Here is a 13,612-nt window from a genome sequence, read left to right as displayed (position 1 = left end):
GTATGCCGGGCCCTTTAGAGGGCTTTGGCTAAAGGGTGTCGCCGATGCGGGCTTCCAGATCGGCCAGAGCGGCGCGCAGACGCGGGGAGAGGGGGCGGGCCAGGCCCTTGCGAGCGTCCTGGAGCACCATGCGATCGGTTTCGGTTTCGATGGCCTCGATGAGCTGCCTTTGGAATTCGGCTGCCGAAAGGCCGGGCGTGATGGGGGGTAGGAACTTGGCGCGAGCGGTGCCGGGCCAGAGGATCGGACTGTTGCGGCCCCAATAGAGCCCAGAGGTCAGAGCGACTGGGACCACGGGCACGTTCATTGCCTGGTACATCTTGACGATTCCCGAACGATAGGACGGCTCGTCGAGCGGCGCGCGGCGGGTACCTTCGGGGAAAATGACGACCCGGCAGCCGCGATCAAGCGCACCTCTGGCCTCTTGCATCATTTCGGGCAGGGCGTCCTTTCCCTTTTTCCTGTCGACCGAAATCGTATTGACCCAACGCGCCGACCAGCCAAAGAACGGAATGTCGAGCAATTCCTTTTTGGCGATGAATGCCGGATCACCGATATAGGGGAGCACGGCATAGATATCCCAGTCCGACTGGTGTTTGGCGCCGATGATGCACCCGCCTTGAGGGATGTTCTCGGCGCCGGTGACCTCAGTGCGGATACCGGCGACCCAGCGCAATAGAAAAAGGTTAGAGTGAATCCAGTACTGGGCAATGCCCCATCCGACCCCATAGGCCCGCGGCATGATTTTGCTCATCGTCCCCATGACGATGGCAAGCACGGTCGTCTGGAGGAAAAAGACGAGATAAAAAACGATCGAGCGAATGGCCTGTACGATCATCGTACCAGATCCCTCCCAGGACAAAGCGTTTCGTGATTATCGCTCCGGCTCGCGAGGAGCAAGCGCGGATCGTCAGGACAGCTGGGATAAAAAGCGCCGGACGGTCAGCCGCGAGGTTATGGCCGTTAGTCCGGCAATGACCATGACGACGCCCGCGATACCCAGCAGCCCGTCAAATCCCAGGGCAAACTGGCCAAAAAAGAATCCCAGCTGAGCCGAGGACGGGTCGGCCATGACGGCACCCATGGCCGTTCCGACGGCTATGAAAAAACCAATGGCGGCAAGCCCGCCGAAGGCTCCGCCCCTGAGTCCGATCATCAGGAACCGGCCCTGAAATTCGCCGGCGATAAAGCGGTTCGATGCGCCGATGAAGTGCAGGACGTCCACGATCTCACGGTTGGTGGACATCGTGCCGCGTGTGGCAAAGACGATCGCAAGTGCCGTGGCGACAAGGATGAGCGCCAGCACGAGAATCCCCGAGACGACAATGGTGCCGGCCATGGTGTTGAGTTGAACGCGCCAGGCAGCGTGCGTTTCCAGACTCACCCCGGCGATGGCGGAGATTTCGCTTTCGAGCCGGGCGATGTCGGCGGCGTTGGGATCCGAGAGCCTGACGATGACGAGCCGGGGAATGGAAAGGTCAGACAGATCAAGGCCCGCTCCGAGCCAGGGTTCGAGCAGGCTCTGGCTCTCTTCAAGGCTCAGGGCGTGCGCGCTGGCGACGCCCGGGACGGCCTCGGCGAGCGATATGACCAGCCGGATATTACTCTCGAGCACCTCGCCATCGACGGGCCGGATCTGCACCGTCACCTCCCGTCCGACATCCGCAGACCAGCCTACGGCCGATTTCTGCACAAGCAGAACCCCGCCGAAAGTGACGCAGGATAGAAAGGTCATGATGCCGATCAACAGCATCAGCGTCCGTCCGGCGACAGACTGGGCAGGAACGATGGGGCCGGGGCGGGAAAAGCCGAGCCTTATACCCTCACTCATGGATGATCATTTCCCCGTCGTTCAAAAGCATTCGCGGATATCCGAACTTGTCGAGCAGTCCCAATTCGTGGGTTGCGAGAATGATGGTGGTGCCCATGCGGTTGAGCTCCTCGAAAAGGTGCAGGAGCCGTTCGGACAAACCGGGATCGACATTGCCTGTGGGTTCGTCGGCGAGCAGGATATCGGGCTTGGCGATGACCGCTCTGGCAATGGCAGCGCGCTGCTTTTCTCCCCCAGAGAGCAGTGAGGGATAGGCTTCCATGCGATCGCCCAGCCCGACCCAATCGAGCAATTCCTCGACATTGGCGCGATACGAAACCTCGGATTGACCGCGTACGCGCAAAGGGAGCGCCACGTTCTCAAAGGTCGTCAGATGGTCGAGCAGACGGAATTCCTGAAAAACGATGCCGATATGGCGGCGCATCTGGAGCAGGCGGTCCTGATCGAGCCGGGTGACATCCTCGCCGAACATCGACACCGTGCCACGCGTAGGTTTGAGCGAAAGCAACAACAGCCGCAGAAGCGACGTCTTTCCCGACCCCGACGGACCGGTCAGGAAGTGGAATGAGCCGGGATCGATGGTGAAGGTGAGGTCCTTGAGGATTTCGGGCCCGTGCCCGTAGCGCAGCCCCACATTTTCAAACGCGATCACACAATGCCTCCGAATCACCCGTGCTAGCGGGATACTACCAGCGATAATGGCATCGTGGCTGTTTCGGGGCGGTGTTTTAAGAGTTTTAACCCAAGCGCCCTAGTCTTCGGACTCAATTTCCGAACGTGCTGGATGGCCTGACGCCTCGTGATCATCACCTGTCCCAACTGTCATACGAGCTATCGCGTTGGCTCGGACGCGTTGAGCGCTGCGGGGCGCCAGGTGCAGTGCGCGACTTGCGCGACTGAGTGGACGGCGACACCGACCTTCCCCGAGCCCAAGGAAGCGTTCGAAGACCCCGATCCCGATGACGACGAACTGGGCTTCCGTGCCGACGACGATACGCTTTTCACAGAATCCGACGAGAACTTGCTCGATGCCGCTTTCGTATCGGAGGACCCCCAAGCCGAACAAATCCTGCCAAGCCCGCACACTCAAGGTCGCGGGCCTGAAGGCAAACTGGTGCGTCAACGCAAGGATGAGCTCGCCAAGCGTCGCAATGCAGTGATTCGCACGCTTCCGATGGCGCGTTTCAGGCGCACCGCCCGGATTTCCATGGCGTTGGTCGCCGTCCTCGCCATTGCGGGCGCAATCGGGTTGCGGAACGAGATCGTACGCAACTATCCCGAAACCAACGCGCTATACAGGGTCGTCGGGCTCGGCACGAACGTCATCGGGCTCGATTTCGTCGAGGTCAACACGCTACGCACCTCGCGCGACGGTAATCCCGTCATCGTGGTCCATGCACGGATCTCCAACGTTACCGACCGACTCGTCCGCGTGCCCAACATTCTGGTGAGCCTTCTGGAAAGCGAGGGAGTGGTTATTTACGAATGGAGCGTAACACCGTCGGTGCGCAGCGTACTGCCGGGTGACGTGCTCTCCATCGACACCCAGCTGACCTCGCCGCCAGCGGGGGTGGAAAAGGTGCGCCTGAGCTTTGTCGAAAATACAGGCCGGTCGGAACAGCAAGAGTAAACAGGGACGCAAAATGGCAAAGATTCTTGTAGCCGAGGACGACGACAATGTCCGCGCATTCGTTGTGCGGGCACTCGAAATGGTGGGGCATGAGGTAATCTATGCCGAGGATGGCGGGCTTGCGCTGGAAGCCGTCGCCGCGGTCGATGGAGCGCTCGACCTGCTGTTGTCCGATATCAAGATGCCCGTGATGGACGGGATCGGGTTGGCGCTCGCGGTCAATTCCGCCTTTCCGGAGCTGAAGATCGTGCTCATGACCGGCTTTGCCGATCAGCGCGAGCGCGCGCACGGACTCGATGCGCTTATCTACGATGTCCTCAACAAGCCCTTTTCGCTGGCCCAACTCACGGAAAAGGTGGCGGACGCACTGGCCGGACGGCCCGTGGAGATCGTACCCATTGCACGATCGATATAGCGCCGGGCGGCGCTATTTTTCCGAAAGATACGCCACGAGAATATCGAGGGCGGCCTGAAGGTCGGTTTTGTCGATCATTTCGGTGACCGTGTGGATATAGCGCGTTCCGACCACGATGCCCACAGCGCGAGCACCCGCGGCTGCCTGCTGGGCGGCGGCACCATCCTGTCCGCCGGCAGCAAGGATGGTGCGCTGGACGGGGATTTTCTTTTTGTTGGCAAGCGCCTCGATTTCCTCGACGAGATCGAGGTCGGCGATAAAGGATGAATCCTTGACGTGGAGGCCAAAACCCTTGCCCTGAACGGTCACAGCCTCGTTTTCAGGAACGCCCGGCGTGTCGCAAGCGAGCGTCGTATCGATCCCGAATCCGATGTCGGGTTTGACGGCATAAGAGGCGGTGCGGGCGCCGCGCAGGCCAACCTCCTCCTGCGCGGTGAAGGCGACGTGTATTTCGCAATCGTGCTTTGCGCCGGACTTGTCGAGCGCGCGGATGACCTCGATACCCAGCCAGCAGGCAATGCGGTTGTCGAGCGCCTTCGAGACGATCTTTTCGCCCATCTCGACCAGCGGTTCGTCCATGACGATGAAGTCGCCGACCTTGACTTTGTCGCGAGCTTCTTTCCCCATGCCGATATCGACGAAAAATTCCTTGACCTCTGGCACTTTCTTGCGCTCTTCGGGCCCCGAAATATGGACCGGGCGGCCACCTGGATTCATGACGCCCTTGTAGTCGCCGTCTTTGGTGCACACGAGCACACGGCGCGAGAAGAGGTTGCGCGCATCGAACCCGCCGACGGGGTCGATATGGATGTGACCCTTTTCCGAAACGTGGGTGACGAGGAAGGCGATCTCATCCATATGGCACAGGAGCATGACCTTCAACGGGTCCGGCTTGTCAGTCCGGGATTTGCGCACGCAGAGCAAAGATCCCATGGCGTCGACGCGCGTCTCGTCGAAGAGCCCATCGATTTCCTTTTCGATGAGCGCGCGCACGCGATGTTCGCGCCCCGGTGCCCCGGGGGTCTCGCAGAGCGAGCGCAAGAGATCGATGTTCATGGTGATGCTCCGGAAATGGAATCGCTGGCCGGCGAGTCTAGCGTCTGGGCAATGCGAATTCGAGCAGCAGATTGCGCTGGAAGCGATTGAAATTGTCGTCGGAAACGATGGTCAGGCGAACTTCGCCATCGGGGAGGGTGCGTATGCCCAGCCCCTCCATATTGTCCACCTCGCTGCCAGCAGCCGAAAGGATGACAGGCCCGTCCATCGCCGAGTCGGGCCGGACGGAGCCAGCGGGAATGTGGCGTATCTGCATGGAAAAGGTCAAGAAAGACAGGCCGCGTTCGAGCACCAGGAGGTCGCCATTGGGCAGGAAGGCGCAATCGGTGGGGTTGACCCCGCGCGAAGCGGCTAGGTGCAGATCGCCCTGGTCGCGCTGGCCGAGCAGCGTGGCGGCCCAGGTGCCCGGCTTCCGCGAATGGCCCTCGGTGATGATGAGTGTCGAGCCGGCGACAGGAGAGGCTGGCGGCGCGATGCAGACTGATTCGATCGACTCGTTGTCGCGCAGCGCGGTTAGCCAATCGGGGACAGGAACCGGGCGGGCGGCGCCGGTGGGCCGACCGTTGACGAGGTCGAAATCGGCGACGCGCGTCAGGTGCTCGAACCCGACACGGATGGCAGCCGGCGCGCCGTTGCGGAAAATCACGTCGACGGCTTCGGCGTCCTTGGAGAACTTGGTAGGCAGTGGCTCGCCGGCCGAATTGCGGATCACTTCGATCGCAACCTCGGTGAGGCCTTCGGGCTTCAGACGCCCAGAAACGAAATTGCCTTCGTCTGTGACCATGACGAAGCGCTCGGCATCGAGAAAGGTGAGTCCCGAAAGGCCGCCGAATTCGGGATGGTCGCTCGATAGGACGAAACCACCATGGAAAATGAGGCTGTCCACCTGCTGGTCGATGGCGGCGCCCTTGAAACGGATGACCGGGGTTGAGGTGACGGAGATGGGTTCGGCCGCGACAGCGCATGCCGTGAAAACGAGCAATGCAGTTGTCGCGACGGCGCGAACAAGCATCTAGCGCCGCTTCCGCGCAGCCGATGGCGGTTCCTCGTCAAAGAGAGCGGCGAGATTGTCGGTCATGGCGCCGGCAAGCTCGTCCGCATCGAGAATGGTGACGGCGCGGCGATAGTAGCGGGTGACGTCGTGGCCGATGCCGATGGCAACGAGTTGCACAGGGGAGCGGGTCTCGATGTCCTCGATGATTGCCCGCAGATGGGCTTCGAGATAATTACCCGGATTGACCGATTGGGTGGAATCGTCGACCGGCGCGCCATCGGAAATGACCATCAGGATGCGACGATTTTCGGCGCGGGAAAGCAGGCGCTTGTGTGCCCATTGCAGCGCCTCGCCGTCAATGTTTTCCTTAAGCAGACCCTCGCGCATCATCAGCCCCAGATTGCGCTTGGCATGGCGCCAGGGTTCGTCCGCACTCTTGTAGATGATATGGCGGATATCGTTGACTCGTCCGGGGTTGGGTGGGCGTCCTGCGTCGAGCCAGGCTTCGCGCGATTTACCGCCCTTCCAGGCGCGGGTGGTGAAGCCGAGGATTTCGACCTTGACCCCGCAGCGCTCGAGCGTGCGGGCAAGAATGTCGCCGCAGATCGCTGCGATGGTGATCGGTCGCCCGCGCATAGAGCCGGAATTGTCGATCAGCAGCGTCACGACGGTGTCGCGGAATTCGGTGTCGCGCTCTTCCTTGAAGGAGAGGGCCTGAAGGGGATCGGTCACCACACGGGTCAACCGCGCTGTATCGAGAATGCCTTCTTCGAGATCGAAATCCCAGCCGCGGTTCTGCTGCGCCATCAAGCGCCGCTGAAGCTTGTTAGCGAGCCGCGCCACGGCCCCGGCCAGGTTTTCAAGCTGCTTGTCGAGCAGCATGCGAAGCTGGTCGAGCTCCTCGGTCGGGCAGAGTTCCGCTGCGCTGACCACCTCATCGAATTTGTCGGTGAAAATGCGATAGGTGGGCTGGTTGGAAAGCCGGTTTTCGCCTTCGCCGCGCGGCGGCGGGGCGGGAGACTCCTGGCCGACCTCGGTCGTTGCGTCTTCCTCACTGTCGGCCGTATCGGCTTCCATGCCCTCGACGTCGCCGGCGTCCTCGTGCTCGCCGGCGGCATCCTCGGTACCTTCGGTTTCCGTGCCGTCGGATTCGCCCTGCTGCTCGTCCTCTTCCCCGTTCATCGCCTGGTTGTTCTGGGCGTCGTTGGCGCTGTCGGACTGCTCGCTTTCGGAGGGGTCGACCTCGGCGTCCGCAATCAGGTCAAGTTCGCGCAGGATCGAACGGGTGGCGCGTGAAAAGGCGGCCTGATCGTCGAGCAGGTTTTCGAGCGCCTTGAGGGAGGTACCGGTGCGCGCCTCGATCTTGTCGCGCCAGAGATCGACGATCGGGGAACCCGAGGGTGGTACAGGGATGCCGGCCACCTGCTCGCGCAGGAGGAGCCCCAGCGCTTCGGCCAGCGGGGCATCGGCGATGTCGGTCACATTGGCATAGTTGGCGCGGAACAGGCGATCTTCGAGCATATGCCCGATATTGCCGCTCATGCCGCCCATGCGCGTGCAGCCCAGCGCCTCGACGCGCGCCTGTTCGAGTGCATCGAAGGCGGCCCGGGCGTCGGGATCCTTTGGGGTCAACCGCCGGTGGATATCGGGGTCGTGACTGGCCATGCGCATGGCCATCGCGTCACCCTGTCCCCGCGCAACGGCAATATCCCGGGCAGTGGGCAGACGCGGGAGCGCGGCAAGGCGGGCCTTGTCGGCGGTCAGGATGGGGCGGTCGGCGGTAAAGTTCACCTCGAGTCCGGGCTTATTGGCAACCGTGCGCACAACCGCGCCGACGGCGGATTTGAACGCCATCGTCGGGTCGGGCTTGTTCGCCTTGCTGTTGCGCGGTGGCTGGGCCATTGCGGACTTCGTTCATTGTTACGCTGGAGAGGGAGACCCTTCCTCCGGCTCTTTGGACCGGCCTAAGCGGAAATTGCCAGGTTGGCTGCCGATTCCGGAAGATCCTCGCCAAAGACGCGCTGATAGAACTCGGCGACCACCGGGCGTTCGAGCTCGTCGCATTTGTTGAGGAAGGTGAGGCGGAAGGCAAAGCCGATATCGCCGAAAATCTGGGCGTTCTCGGCCCAGGTGATCACGGCGCGCGGGCTCATGACGGTCGAAAGATCGCCGTTGATGAAGGCGGAGCGGGTGAGATCGGCCACGCGCACCATGTTGGAAACGAGCTTCTGGCCCTCTTCGGTTGCGGCATAGGATTTGTTCTTGGCCAGAACGATGCCGACTTCCTTTTCGTGCGGGAGGTAATTGAGGGTCACAACGATCGACCAGCGATCCATCTGGCCCTGGTTGATCTGCTGGGTGCCGTGATAGAGGCCCGACGTATCGCCCAGCCCGATGGTGTTGGTGGTCGAAAAGAGCCGGAAAGCGGGGTGCGGGCGGATGACCCGGTTCTGGTCGAGCAGCGTCAGCCGGCCCGAAACCTCCAGCACGCGCTGGATGACGAACATCACGTCAGGCCGGCCTGCATCGTATTCGTCGAAAACCAGCGCGACATTGTTCTGGACGGCCCAGGGGAGGATGCCGTCCCGGAATTCGGTGACCTGCTTGCCGTCCTTCAAGACAATGGCGTCCTTGCCGACAAGGTCGATACGGCTGACATGGCTGTCGAGGTTGACGCGGACGAGGGGCCAGTTGAGGCGCGCGGCCACCTGCTCGATGTGGGTGGACTTACCCGTGCCGTGATAGCCCTGCACCATAACGCGGCGGTTGAAGGCGAAGCCCGCAAGAATGGCGAGGGTCGTATTGCGGTCAAACAGGTAATCGGGGTCGATCTCAGGCACGTGGTCGGTGCGGGTGCCGTAGCCCTTGACCACCATGTCACTGTCGATGCCGAAAAGGTCGCGGACCTTGTAATCGGTGTCGGGCAGGTTGGAATACTCAGTCATAATTTGCCTCGTTGCGGCACTGGCCGTGCCACCGGAATGCGTTGCAGGCGCGTGTGTTCGCGTCGCGGGAATGAAATGCGGGTGCGCTTATAACAGCGATATTGCCATAAGCCCATACGGGGCGCCGCCGCAAGGGGGAAGAGCCTTCTAAACCAGTCCCCGGCCCTTGAGATGGTTATAGGCGGTGATGATGGCGCGCAGGCGGTCCTCCGAGCTCCGGTCGCCACCATTGGCGTCGGGGTGATGGAGCTTGACCAGCGCCTTATAGGCGGACTTGATCTCGGGAGCGGGACGGCGGCCTTCAAGGCCCAGGGTTTCCAGCGCTACACGATCCTGGCCGGTGAGCGTCACGTCGCGCTGCGAGCGGCCGGAGACGCCGTCGGTGCGGGCCTGGTTGCGCTTTAGGCGCGCGAAGAGGTTGTTGGGGTCATGGAACTGACGGCCCGAGTAGTCGCGGGTCTTGAACTTTTTCGGCTCGGGGTTCGATTTGCCGAACCGGTTGGAGCCGAACGCCCAGGTCTCGCGGCTGCCCGGTGCGTTCGTCTTTATGGCGTGATCGGAGATTTCCTCATCGTTCATGCCGGCAAAATAATTATAGGCCTTGTTGTAGTGGCGGACGTGCTCCAGGCAGAAATTGTGGAATTGCCCATCCGCGCGCGCGCCTTTGGGCGCCTTGTAGATGCCGGCGCTATCGCACCCCTCCCAATCGCAGCCTGGATGGGCTGGCACTTCGTCCTCGGCGCCGCGCCGGGGCTTGATACGGATGGAATCAAAGAGTCTGGACTTGGTATTTATCGTCATCGATCCATATACACGTTGTTGCCGGGGCCAGTGCCGGGCACTTTAAATTCGAGCCGGGTATCATATACCTGTTCGGGCGCCTTCGTCCGTCACAAATCCGCACAAAGCGACGATAAGGGATGTTGACACCAATGAATGTAGCCGGGGAAATTGAGACGGCGCTGCGCGAAAAATTCGCGCCGAGCCATCTCGAAGTCATCGACGAATCCGATCGCCATCGTGGCCATGCGGGATGGCGGGAAGGTGGCAATACCCATTTCCGCATCCGTATTTCTTCATCCGCGCTCGACGCGTTAAGCCGGGTGGAGCAGCATCGTGCGATCAACGCCGTGCTCAAGCCCCAGTTCGATGCCGGGCTGCATGCCCTGGCGATCGAGGTCGGAAAAACCTAACCCGCCTTCGTGTCCACCGGAAACACCCTGAGCTGGGTGACCCTGTTATGGGTCTTGCGCAGAACCTTGAAGCGCAGGTTGTGGAAGGTGAATTGCTGGCCCTGTTCGGGGATCAGCTTGGCTTCGTGGATGATGAGGCCCGCGATGGTCGTAGCTTCCTCATCGGGAAGGTTCCAGTCGAGCGCGCGGTTGAGATCGCGGATCGGCAGGGTGCCATCGACGATGTAGGAGCCATCCGCCTGTTTTGTAAGGCCCTGCATTCCGATGTCGTGCTCGTCGGCGATATCGCCCACGATCTCCTCGAGAATGTCCTCGAGCGTTACCAGTCCCTGAACTTCACCATATTCGTCCACGACGAGGGCGAAATGGCTCTTGCGTTTCAAGAAGGCGTTGAGTTGAGCCTGGACAGAGGTCGTGTCGGGCACGAACCAGGGTTTATAGGCGATGCGGGCCGGGTTGACCTTGGCGATGTCACCGTCGGCCTTCTGGATGGCGCGCAGGAGATCCTTGGCGTGGACGACGCCGATGATGTTGTCCTGCGTGTCCTTGTAGAGCGGAACACGGGTGAAGGGGCTGTCGAGAATGGCGCCGACAAGCTCCTCGGGCGGCATGTCCGCATCCAGCGTCAGCATGCGCGTACGGTGGACCATGACGTCCGAAACCTCGAGTTCGGAGAGATCGAGCACGCCGCCGAGCATGTCGCGGTCACCCTTGACCACCTCCCCCTCGGAATGAAGGAAATCAACGGTGCCGCGCAATTCTTCATGGCCGGATATGGCCGACGCCTTGTCTGCATCGAGCCCGAAGAGCTTCAATATGGAATTGACCAGAAGCTGCACCGCTCCGGTGACCGGCGCAAAGACCATGACGACGACGCGGATGACGGGTGCGACGATCATCGCAAACCCATCGGGGCGCATCAGCGCCAGTGTCTTGGGCAGAACCTCGGAGAATACGACGACTAGCGCAGTCATGACGATGGTGGCATAGGCGATGCCCGCCTCCCCGAATATCGAGATCAGCACGCTTGCGGCCAGGGTCGAAGCGAGAATGTTGACGATGTTGTTGCCCAGAAGGATCGCGCCGATCAGGCGCTCGCGCTCGGCCGTCAGCCTCTCCACAAGCCCGGCACGTTTCGACCCATTCTTTGCAAGCTGGTGCATCCGGGCACGCGAGGCGGCGGTCAGGGCCGTTTCCGAGCCGGAAAAGAAAAAGCTCAGCCCCAGAAGGCCAAGAATGGCCAGAACGGAAAGCCAGAGGGCGGTATCCATCATAACATGTCCTCAAGAAAGGTCCTGACGGCCGCGGGATCGACGTTCTTTTCGATATAGGATTGCCCGATGCCGCGGGTCAGGATGAAGGTGAGCGTGCCGCGGGAGACTTTCTTGTCCTGGGCGATGGCGTCCATGAGCGTGTCGGCGGCAGGCAGGTCACCGGGAATTGCTGCCAATGTGGTGGGCAGGCCCACCGATTGCAAATGCGCCTCGACGCGCCCTGCATCCTGGGAGGGGCAGAGGCCAAGGCGGGCGGAAAACTGGTGCGCCAGAACCATACCGATGGCAACGCCCTCGCCGTGCAGGAGCCTGTCCGAGAAACCGGTGGCCTTTTCGAGCGCGTGGCCAAAGGTGTGCCCAAGATTCAACAGCGCGCGATTTCCTCTTTCGGTTTCGTCCTCGACGACAACGCGGGCTTTGGCGGAACAGGCGCGGGCGATGGCTTGCGCGCGCGCCGGGCCGCCGGCAAATATCTCGCGGTGGTTCGCTTCAAGCCAGAAGAAGAACTCTGCGTCATCGATCAGCCCGTATTTGGCGATCTCGGCATAGCCGGCGCGGAACTGGCGCTCAGGGAGCGTATCGAGAGCGGCGAGATCGGCCAGGACAAGTTTGGGCTGGTGGAAGGCGCCGATGAGGTTCTTGCCGTGGGCCGAATTGATGCCCGTCTTGCCGCCCACCGAGGAATCGACCTGAGCGAGCAGGGAGGTCGGTATCTGGACAAAATCCATCCCGCGCCTGGCAATGGCTGCGGCGAAGCCCGCAAGATCACCGATGACGCCGCCGCCAAGTGCAATGAGGACGTCGCCGCGCTCGAAACGGTTTTCGAGCAGGAAATCGACGGACTGCTGCAGATAGGGCCAGGATTTGGTGGCTTCCCCGGCTGGCAGGACAAGGCTTTCATGGTCGAGACCGGAGCCGTCGAGGCCGGCCGCAAGGCGGGGCAACTGGGCCTTGGCTACATGTTCGTCGGTGATGACGCCGAAGCGTGCACCGGGGGAAAGCGCCTTCAAGAATGCACCGGCCTTTTCGATGGCGTCAGGAGCAATGACGATGTCGTAGGCGCGGTCTCCCAAGGGCACGTGGACGGTGCGGGCAGTGCTATCGGGTGTCGGCATTTTCGGACTCGTTGGCAAGGTGGGCGGCGAGAGCGGACATGATGCTGTCGACCACGGAATCGTGCGGGACGTCGCGGGAGGTCACGGTGATGTCGGCAAGCGCATAGGTGGGATAACGCGCGTCGATCAGGTTTTTGAGGGTGCCGCGTGGGTCGGGGGTTTGGAGGAGGGGGCGGTTGGAGCGCTTGGAGACCCGCGCAAACAGGAGTTCGAAATCGGCCTTGAGCCATATCGAGACCGCGTTCGCTTTAACGAGGGCGCGCGTTTCCTCGTTGATGAACGCGCCGCCCCCGGTGGCGATGATGCCGGAGTGCTCGCGCAGGAGCCGCGCGATGACGCGCGCCTCGCCGGCGCGGAACTCATCCTCGCCATGGGCCGCGAAAATCTCGGGAATGGTCATGGCGGCAGCGGTTTCGATCTCGGCATCGCTGTCGACGAAATCGAGGCCGAGACGGGTGGCAAGGCGGCGACCTACCGTCGTTTTGCCAGAGCCCATCATCCCTACGATTACAATGGGGCGCCCAGCAAGGCGGCGAACCAGCCCGGCTGTCGTTTCCGCCTCGGCGGCCTTGGTGGCGTCCTGTCCCATCGTGCTGGCAAATCTCCCCGGCAGTTCGTGGTTCAACCGTTCCAGGGGGACATTGTCAAGCGCCGGCCTTTATCGCCGGTGAAGCAATCGGTGCGGGTTTGGATTATATTGGCGGTGGTGTCCTCGGGGATGCTCGTTTCATGTGGGGGTTTCAATGACAGATATTGTAAAAGACTGGCGGTTCTGGCTGGCCGGCGTTCTAAGCTGGCTTATCCCGTTCGCAGCCGCGATCCCGTTCTTTACAGCGACCGGGGAACTGGCAATCGCTCAGCCCTTGTTCAAATCGATCATGGTGATCGTCGGAGGACTCAGCGGCGTCGTTTTGCTCGTCTGGATGTTCCGGCGCCACAGGCCCGACCTCGTCGCGGCACTGGTCATCGGACTGGTATGGATGGTCATTAATCTCGTGTTGGATATGGTGGTTCTGGTGCCGATGTCGGGAGCAACGATCGGGGACTGGTATGCCGATATCGGGCTCAGATACTGGATGCTGCCGATCATCGCCGCCGGTATGGGCGCGGTGGCGGCAAATAATAGCGTGCGCGCACTCTGACATTCGAGGCCTGGGCG

Annotated in this window: 15 protein-coding genes; 4 read left to right on the top strand and 11 right to left on the bottom strand. The window is 61.6% G+C overall.

Annotation, left to right across the window (positions count from 1 at the left end):
- Window positions 1-28 precede the first annotated feature (28 nt).
- From I2G20_RS15530 to ftsE, 3 genes are all read right to left on the bottom strand, one after another.
- Window positions 29-838, bottom strand: coding sequence for a lysophospholipid acyltransferase family protein (locus I2G20_RS15530; RefSeq protein ID WP_196260653.1), 810 nt, complete (start codon window positions 836-838; stop codon window positions 29-31).
- A gap of 72 nt (window positions 839-910) precedes the next feature.
- Window positions 911-1,831, bottom strand: coding sequence for a cell division protein FtsX (locus I2G20_RS15525; protein WP_196260652.1), 921 nt, complete (start codon window positions 1,829-1,831; stop codon window positions 911-913).
- Entirely contained in the window at window positions 1,824-2,483 is a 660-nt protein-coding gene (gene ftsE, locus I2G20_RS15520; RefSeq protein WP_196260651.1) for a cell division ATP-binding protein FtsE, read from the bottom strand. Before ftsE ends, I2G20_RS15525 begins: the two co-directional genes overlap by 8 nt.
- Before the next feature lie 147 nt (window positions 2,484-2,630).
- Between ftsE and I2G20_RS15515 the strand changes: the two genes are divergently transcribed.
- Together I2G20_RS15515 and I2G20_RS15510 are read left to right on the top strand one after the other, a co-directional pair.
- Entirely contained in the window at window positions 2,631-3,461 is an 831-nt protein-coding gene (locus tag I2G20_RS15515; RefSeq protein WP_196260650.1) for an MJ0042-type zinc finger domain-containing protein, read from the top strand.
- Window positions 3,462-3,474: 13 nt separating this feature from the next.
- A complete protein-coding gene (locus tag I2G20_RS15510) occupies window positions 3,475-3,876 on the top strand; it encodes a response regulator (RefSeq protein ID WP_196260649.1) in 402 nt (133 codons plus the stop codon).
- Window positions 3,877-3,888: 12 nt separating this feature from the next.
- On the opposite strand, the gene I2G20_RS15505 is transcribed toward I2G20_RS15510, so the two are convergent.
- The 5 genes from I2G20_RS15505 to I2G20_RS15485 all read right to left on the bottom strand — a co-directional run bounded on the left by I2G20_RS15505 (window position 3,889) and on the right by I2G20_RS15485 (window position 9,672).
- The gene (locus I2G20_RS15505; RefSeq protein WP_196260648.1) at window positions 3,889-4,932 is read right to left on the bottom strand and encodes a M42 family metallopeptidase; all 1,044 of its coding nucleotides are present in this window, start codon (window positions 4,930-4,932) and stop codon (window positions 3,889-3,891) included.
- A 37-nt stretch (window positions 4,933-4,969) separates the two neighbouring features.
- Window positions 4,970-5,944: an esterase-like activity of phytase family protein gene (locus tag I2G20_RS15500; RefSeq protein WP_196260647.1), complete on the bottom strand. Its 975-nt coding sequence runs from the start codon at window positions 5,942-5,944 to the stop codon at window positions 4,970-4,972.
- Window positions 5,945-7,828: a cobaltochelatase subunit CobT gene (cobT, locus tag I2G20_RS15495; RefSeq protein WP_196260646.1), complete on the bottom strand. Its 1,884-nt coding sequence runs from the start codon at window positions 7,826-7,828 to the stop codon at window positions 5,945-5,947.
- A gap of 62 nt (window positions 7,829-7,890) precedes the next feature.
- Complete coding sequence (cobS, locus tag I2G20_RS15490; RefSeq protein WP_196260645.1) at window positions 7,891-8,871, bottom strand: cobaltochelatase subunit CobS; 981 nt, start codon at window positions 8,869-8,871, stop codon at window positions 7,891-7,893.
- A gap of 147 nt (window positions 8,872-9,018) precedes the next feature.
- Entirely contained in the window at window positions 9,019-9,672 is a 654-nt protein-coding gene (locus tag I2G20_RS15485) for a J domain-containing protein (RefSeq protein WP_196260644.1), read from the bottom strand.
- Window positions 9,673-9,803: 131 nt separating this feature from the next.
- On the opposite strand from I2G20_RS15485, the gene I2G20_RS15480 reads away from it, so the two are divergent.
- Window positions 9,804-10,064, top strand: coding sequence for a BolA family protein (locus I2G20_RS15480; RefSeq protein WP_196260643.1), 261 nt, complete (start codon window positions 9,804-9,806; stop codon window positions 10,062-10,064).
- Here the strand turns inward: I2G20_RS15480 and I2G20_RS15475 are convergent.
- From I2G20_RS15475 to I2G20_RS15465, 3 genes are read right to left on the bottom strand one after another with little or no spacing between them, the layout of a single operon-like run.
- Complete coding sequence (locus I2G20_RS15475; RefSeq protein WP_196260642.1) at window positions 10,061-11,338, bottom strand: HlyC/CorC family transporter; 1,278 nt, start codon at window positions 11,336-11,338, stop codon at window positions 10,061-10,063. The two genes, I2G20_RS15480 and I2G20_RS15475, sit on opposite strands and share 4 nt — an antisense overlap.
- Window positions 11,335-12,453 (bottom strand): 3-dehydroquinate synthase, encoded by a 1,119-nt coding sequence (gene aroB / locus I2G20_RS15470; RefSeq protein ID WP_196260641.1) that lies wholly within the window; start codon window positions 12,451-12,453, stop codon window positions 11,335-11,337. The genes I2G20_RS15475 and aroB overlap by 4 nt, the downstream gene beginning before the upstream one ends.
- Complete coding sequence (locus tag I2G20_RS15465; protein ID WP_196260640.1) at window positions 12,437-13,042, bottom strand: shikimate kinase; 606 nt, start codon at window positions 13,040-13,042, stop codon at window positions 12,437-12,439. The genes aroB and I2G20_RS15465 overlap by 17 nt, the downstream gene beginning before the upstream one ends.
- A gap of 154 nt (window positions 13,043-13,196) precedes the next feature.
- Between I2G20_RS15465 and I2G20_RS15460 the strand changes: the two genes are divergently transcribed.
- Window positions 13,197-13,595 carry a hypothetical protein gene (locus I2G20_RS15460; RefSeq protein ID WP_196260639.1) on the top strand — a complete coding sequence of 133 codons (399 nt, stop codon included), beginning with the start codon at window positions 13,197-13,199 and terminating at the stop codon, window positions 13,593-13,595.
- Window positions 13,596-13,612: the final 17 nt, after the last annotated feature.

It is taken from the genome of Pelagibacterium limicola, from assembly GCF_015694405.1.
Taxonomy (GTDB): domain Bacteria; phylum Pseudomonadota; class Alphaproteobacteria; order Rhizobiales; family Devosiaceae; genus Pelagibacterium; species Pelagibacterium limicola.
The sequence above is the reverse complement of the archived record's forward strand: the minus strand, read 5'-3'. Positions and strand labels throughout refer to the sequence as shown.

What these genes read in the sequence shown, in the direction of transcription:
- I2G20_RS15530 (WP_196260653.1), bottom strand. Translation starts at nt 838, where the DNA reads ATGATCGTACAGGCCATTCGCTCGATCGTTTTTTATCTCGTCTTTTTC.
- I2G20_RS15525 (WP_196260652.1), bottom strand. Translation starts at nt 1,831, where the DNA reads ATGAGTGAGGGTATAAGGCTCGGCTTTTCCCGCCCCGGCCCCATCGTT.
- I2G20_RS15510 (WP_196260649.1), top strand. Translation starts at nt 3,475, where the DNA reads ATGGCAAAGATTCTTGTAGCCGAGGACGACGACAATGTCCGCGCATTC.
- I2G20_RS15505 (WP_196260648.1), bottom strand. Translation starts at nt 4,932, where the DNA reads ATGAACATCGATCTCTTGCGCTCGCTCTGCGAGACCCCCGGGGCACCG.
- I2G20_RS15500 (WP_196260647.1), bottom strand. Translation starts at nt 5,944, where the DNA reads ATGCTTGTTCGCGCCGTCGCGACAACTGCATTGCTCGTTTTCACGGCA.
- cobT (WP_196260646.1), bottom strand. Translation starts at nt 7,828, where the DNA reads ATGGCCCAGCCACCGCGCAACAGCAAGGCGAACAAGCCCGACCCGACG.
- cobS (WP_196260645.1), bottom strand. Translation starts at nt 8,871, where the DNA reads ATGACTGAGTATTCCAACCTGCCCGACACCGATTACAAGGTCCGCGAC.
- I2G20_RS15485 (WP_196260644.1), bottom strand. Translation starts at nt 9,672, where the DNA reads ATGACGATAAATACCAAGTCCAGACTCTTTGATTCCATCCGTATCAAG.
- I2G20_RS15480 (WP_196260643.1), top strand. Translation starts at nt 9,804, where the DNA reads ATGAATGTAGCCGGGGAAATTGAGACGGCGCTGCGCGAAAAATTCGCG.
- I2G20_RS15475 (WP_196260642.1), bottom strand. Translation starts at nt 11,338, where the DNA reads ATGATGGATACCGCCCTCTGGCTTTCCGTTCTGGCCATTCTTGGCCTT.
- aroB (WP_196260641.1), bottom strand. Translation starts at nt 12,453, where the DNA reads ATGCCGACACCCGATAGCACTGCCCGCACCGTCCACGTGCCCTTGGGA.
- I2G20_RS15465 (WP_196260640.1), bottom strand. Translation starts at nt 13,042, where the DNA reads ATGGGACAGGACGCCACCAAGGCCGCCGAGGCGGAAACGACAGCCGGG.
- I2G20_RS15460 (WP_196260639.1), top strand. Translation starts at nt 13,197, where the DNA reads ATGACAGATATTGTAAAAGACTGGCGGTTCTGGCTGGCCGGCGTTCTA.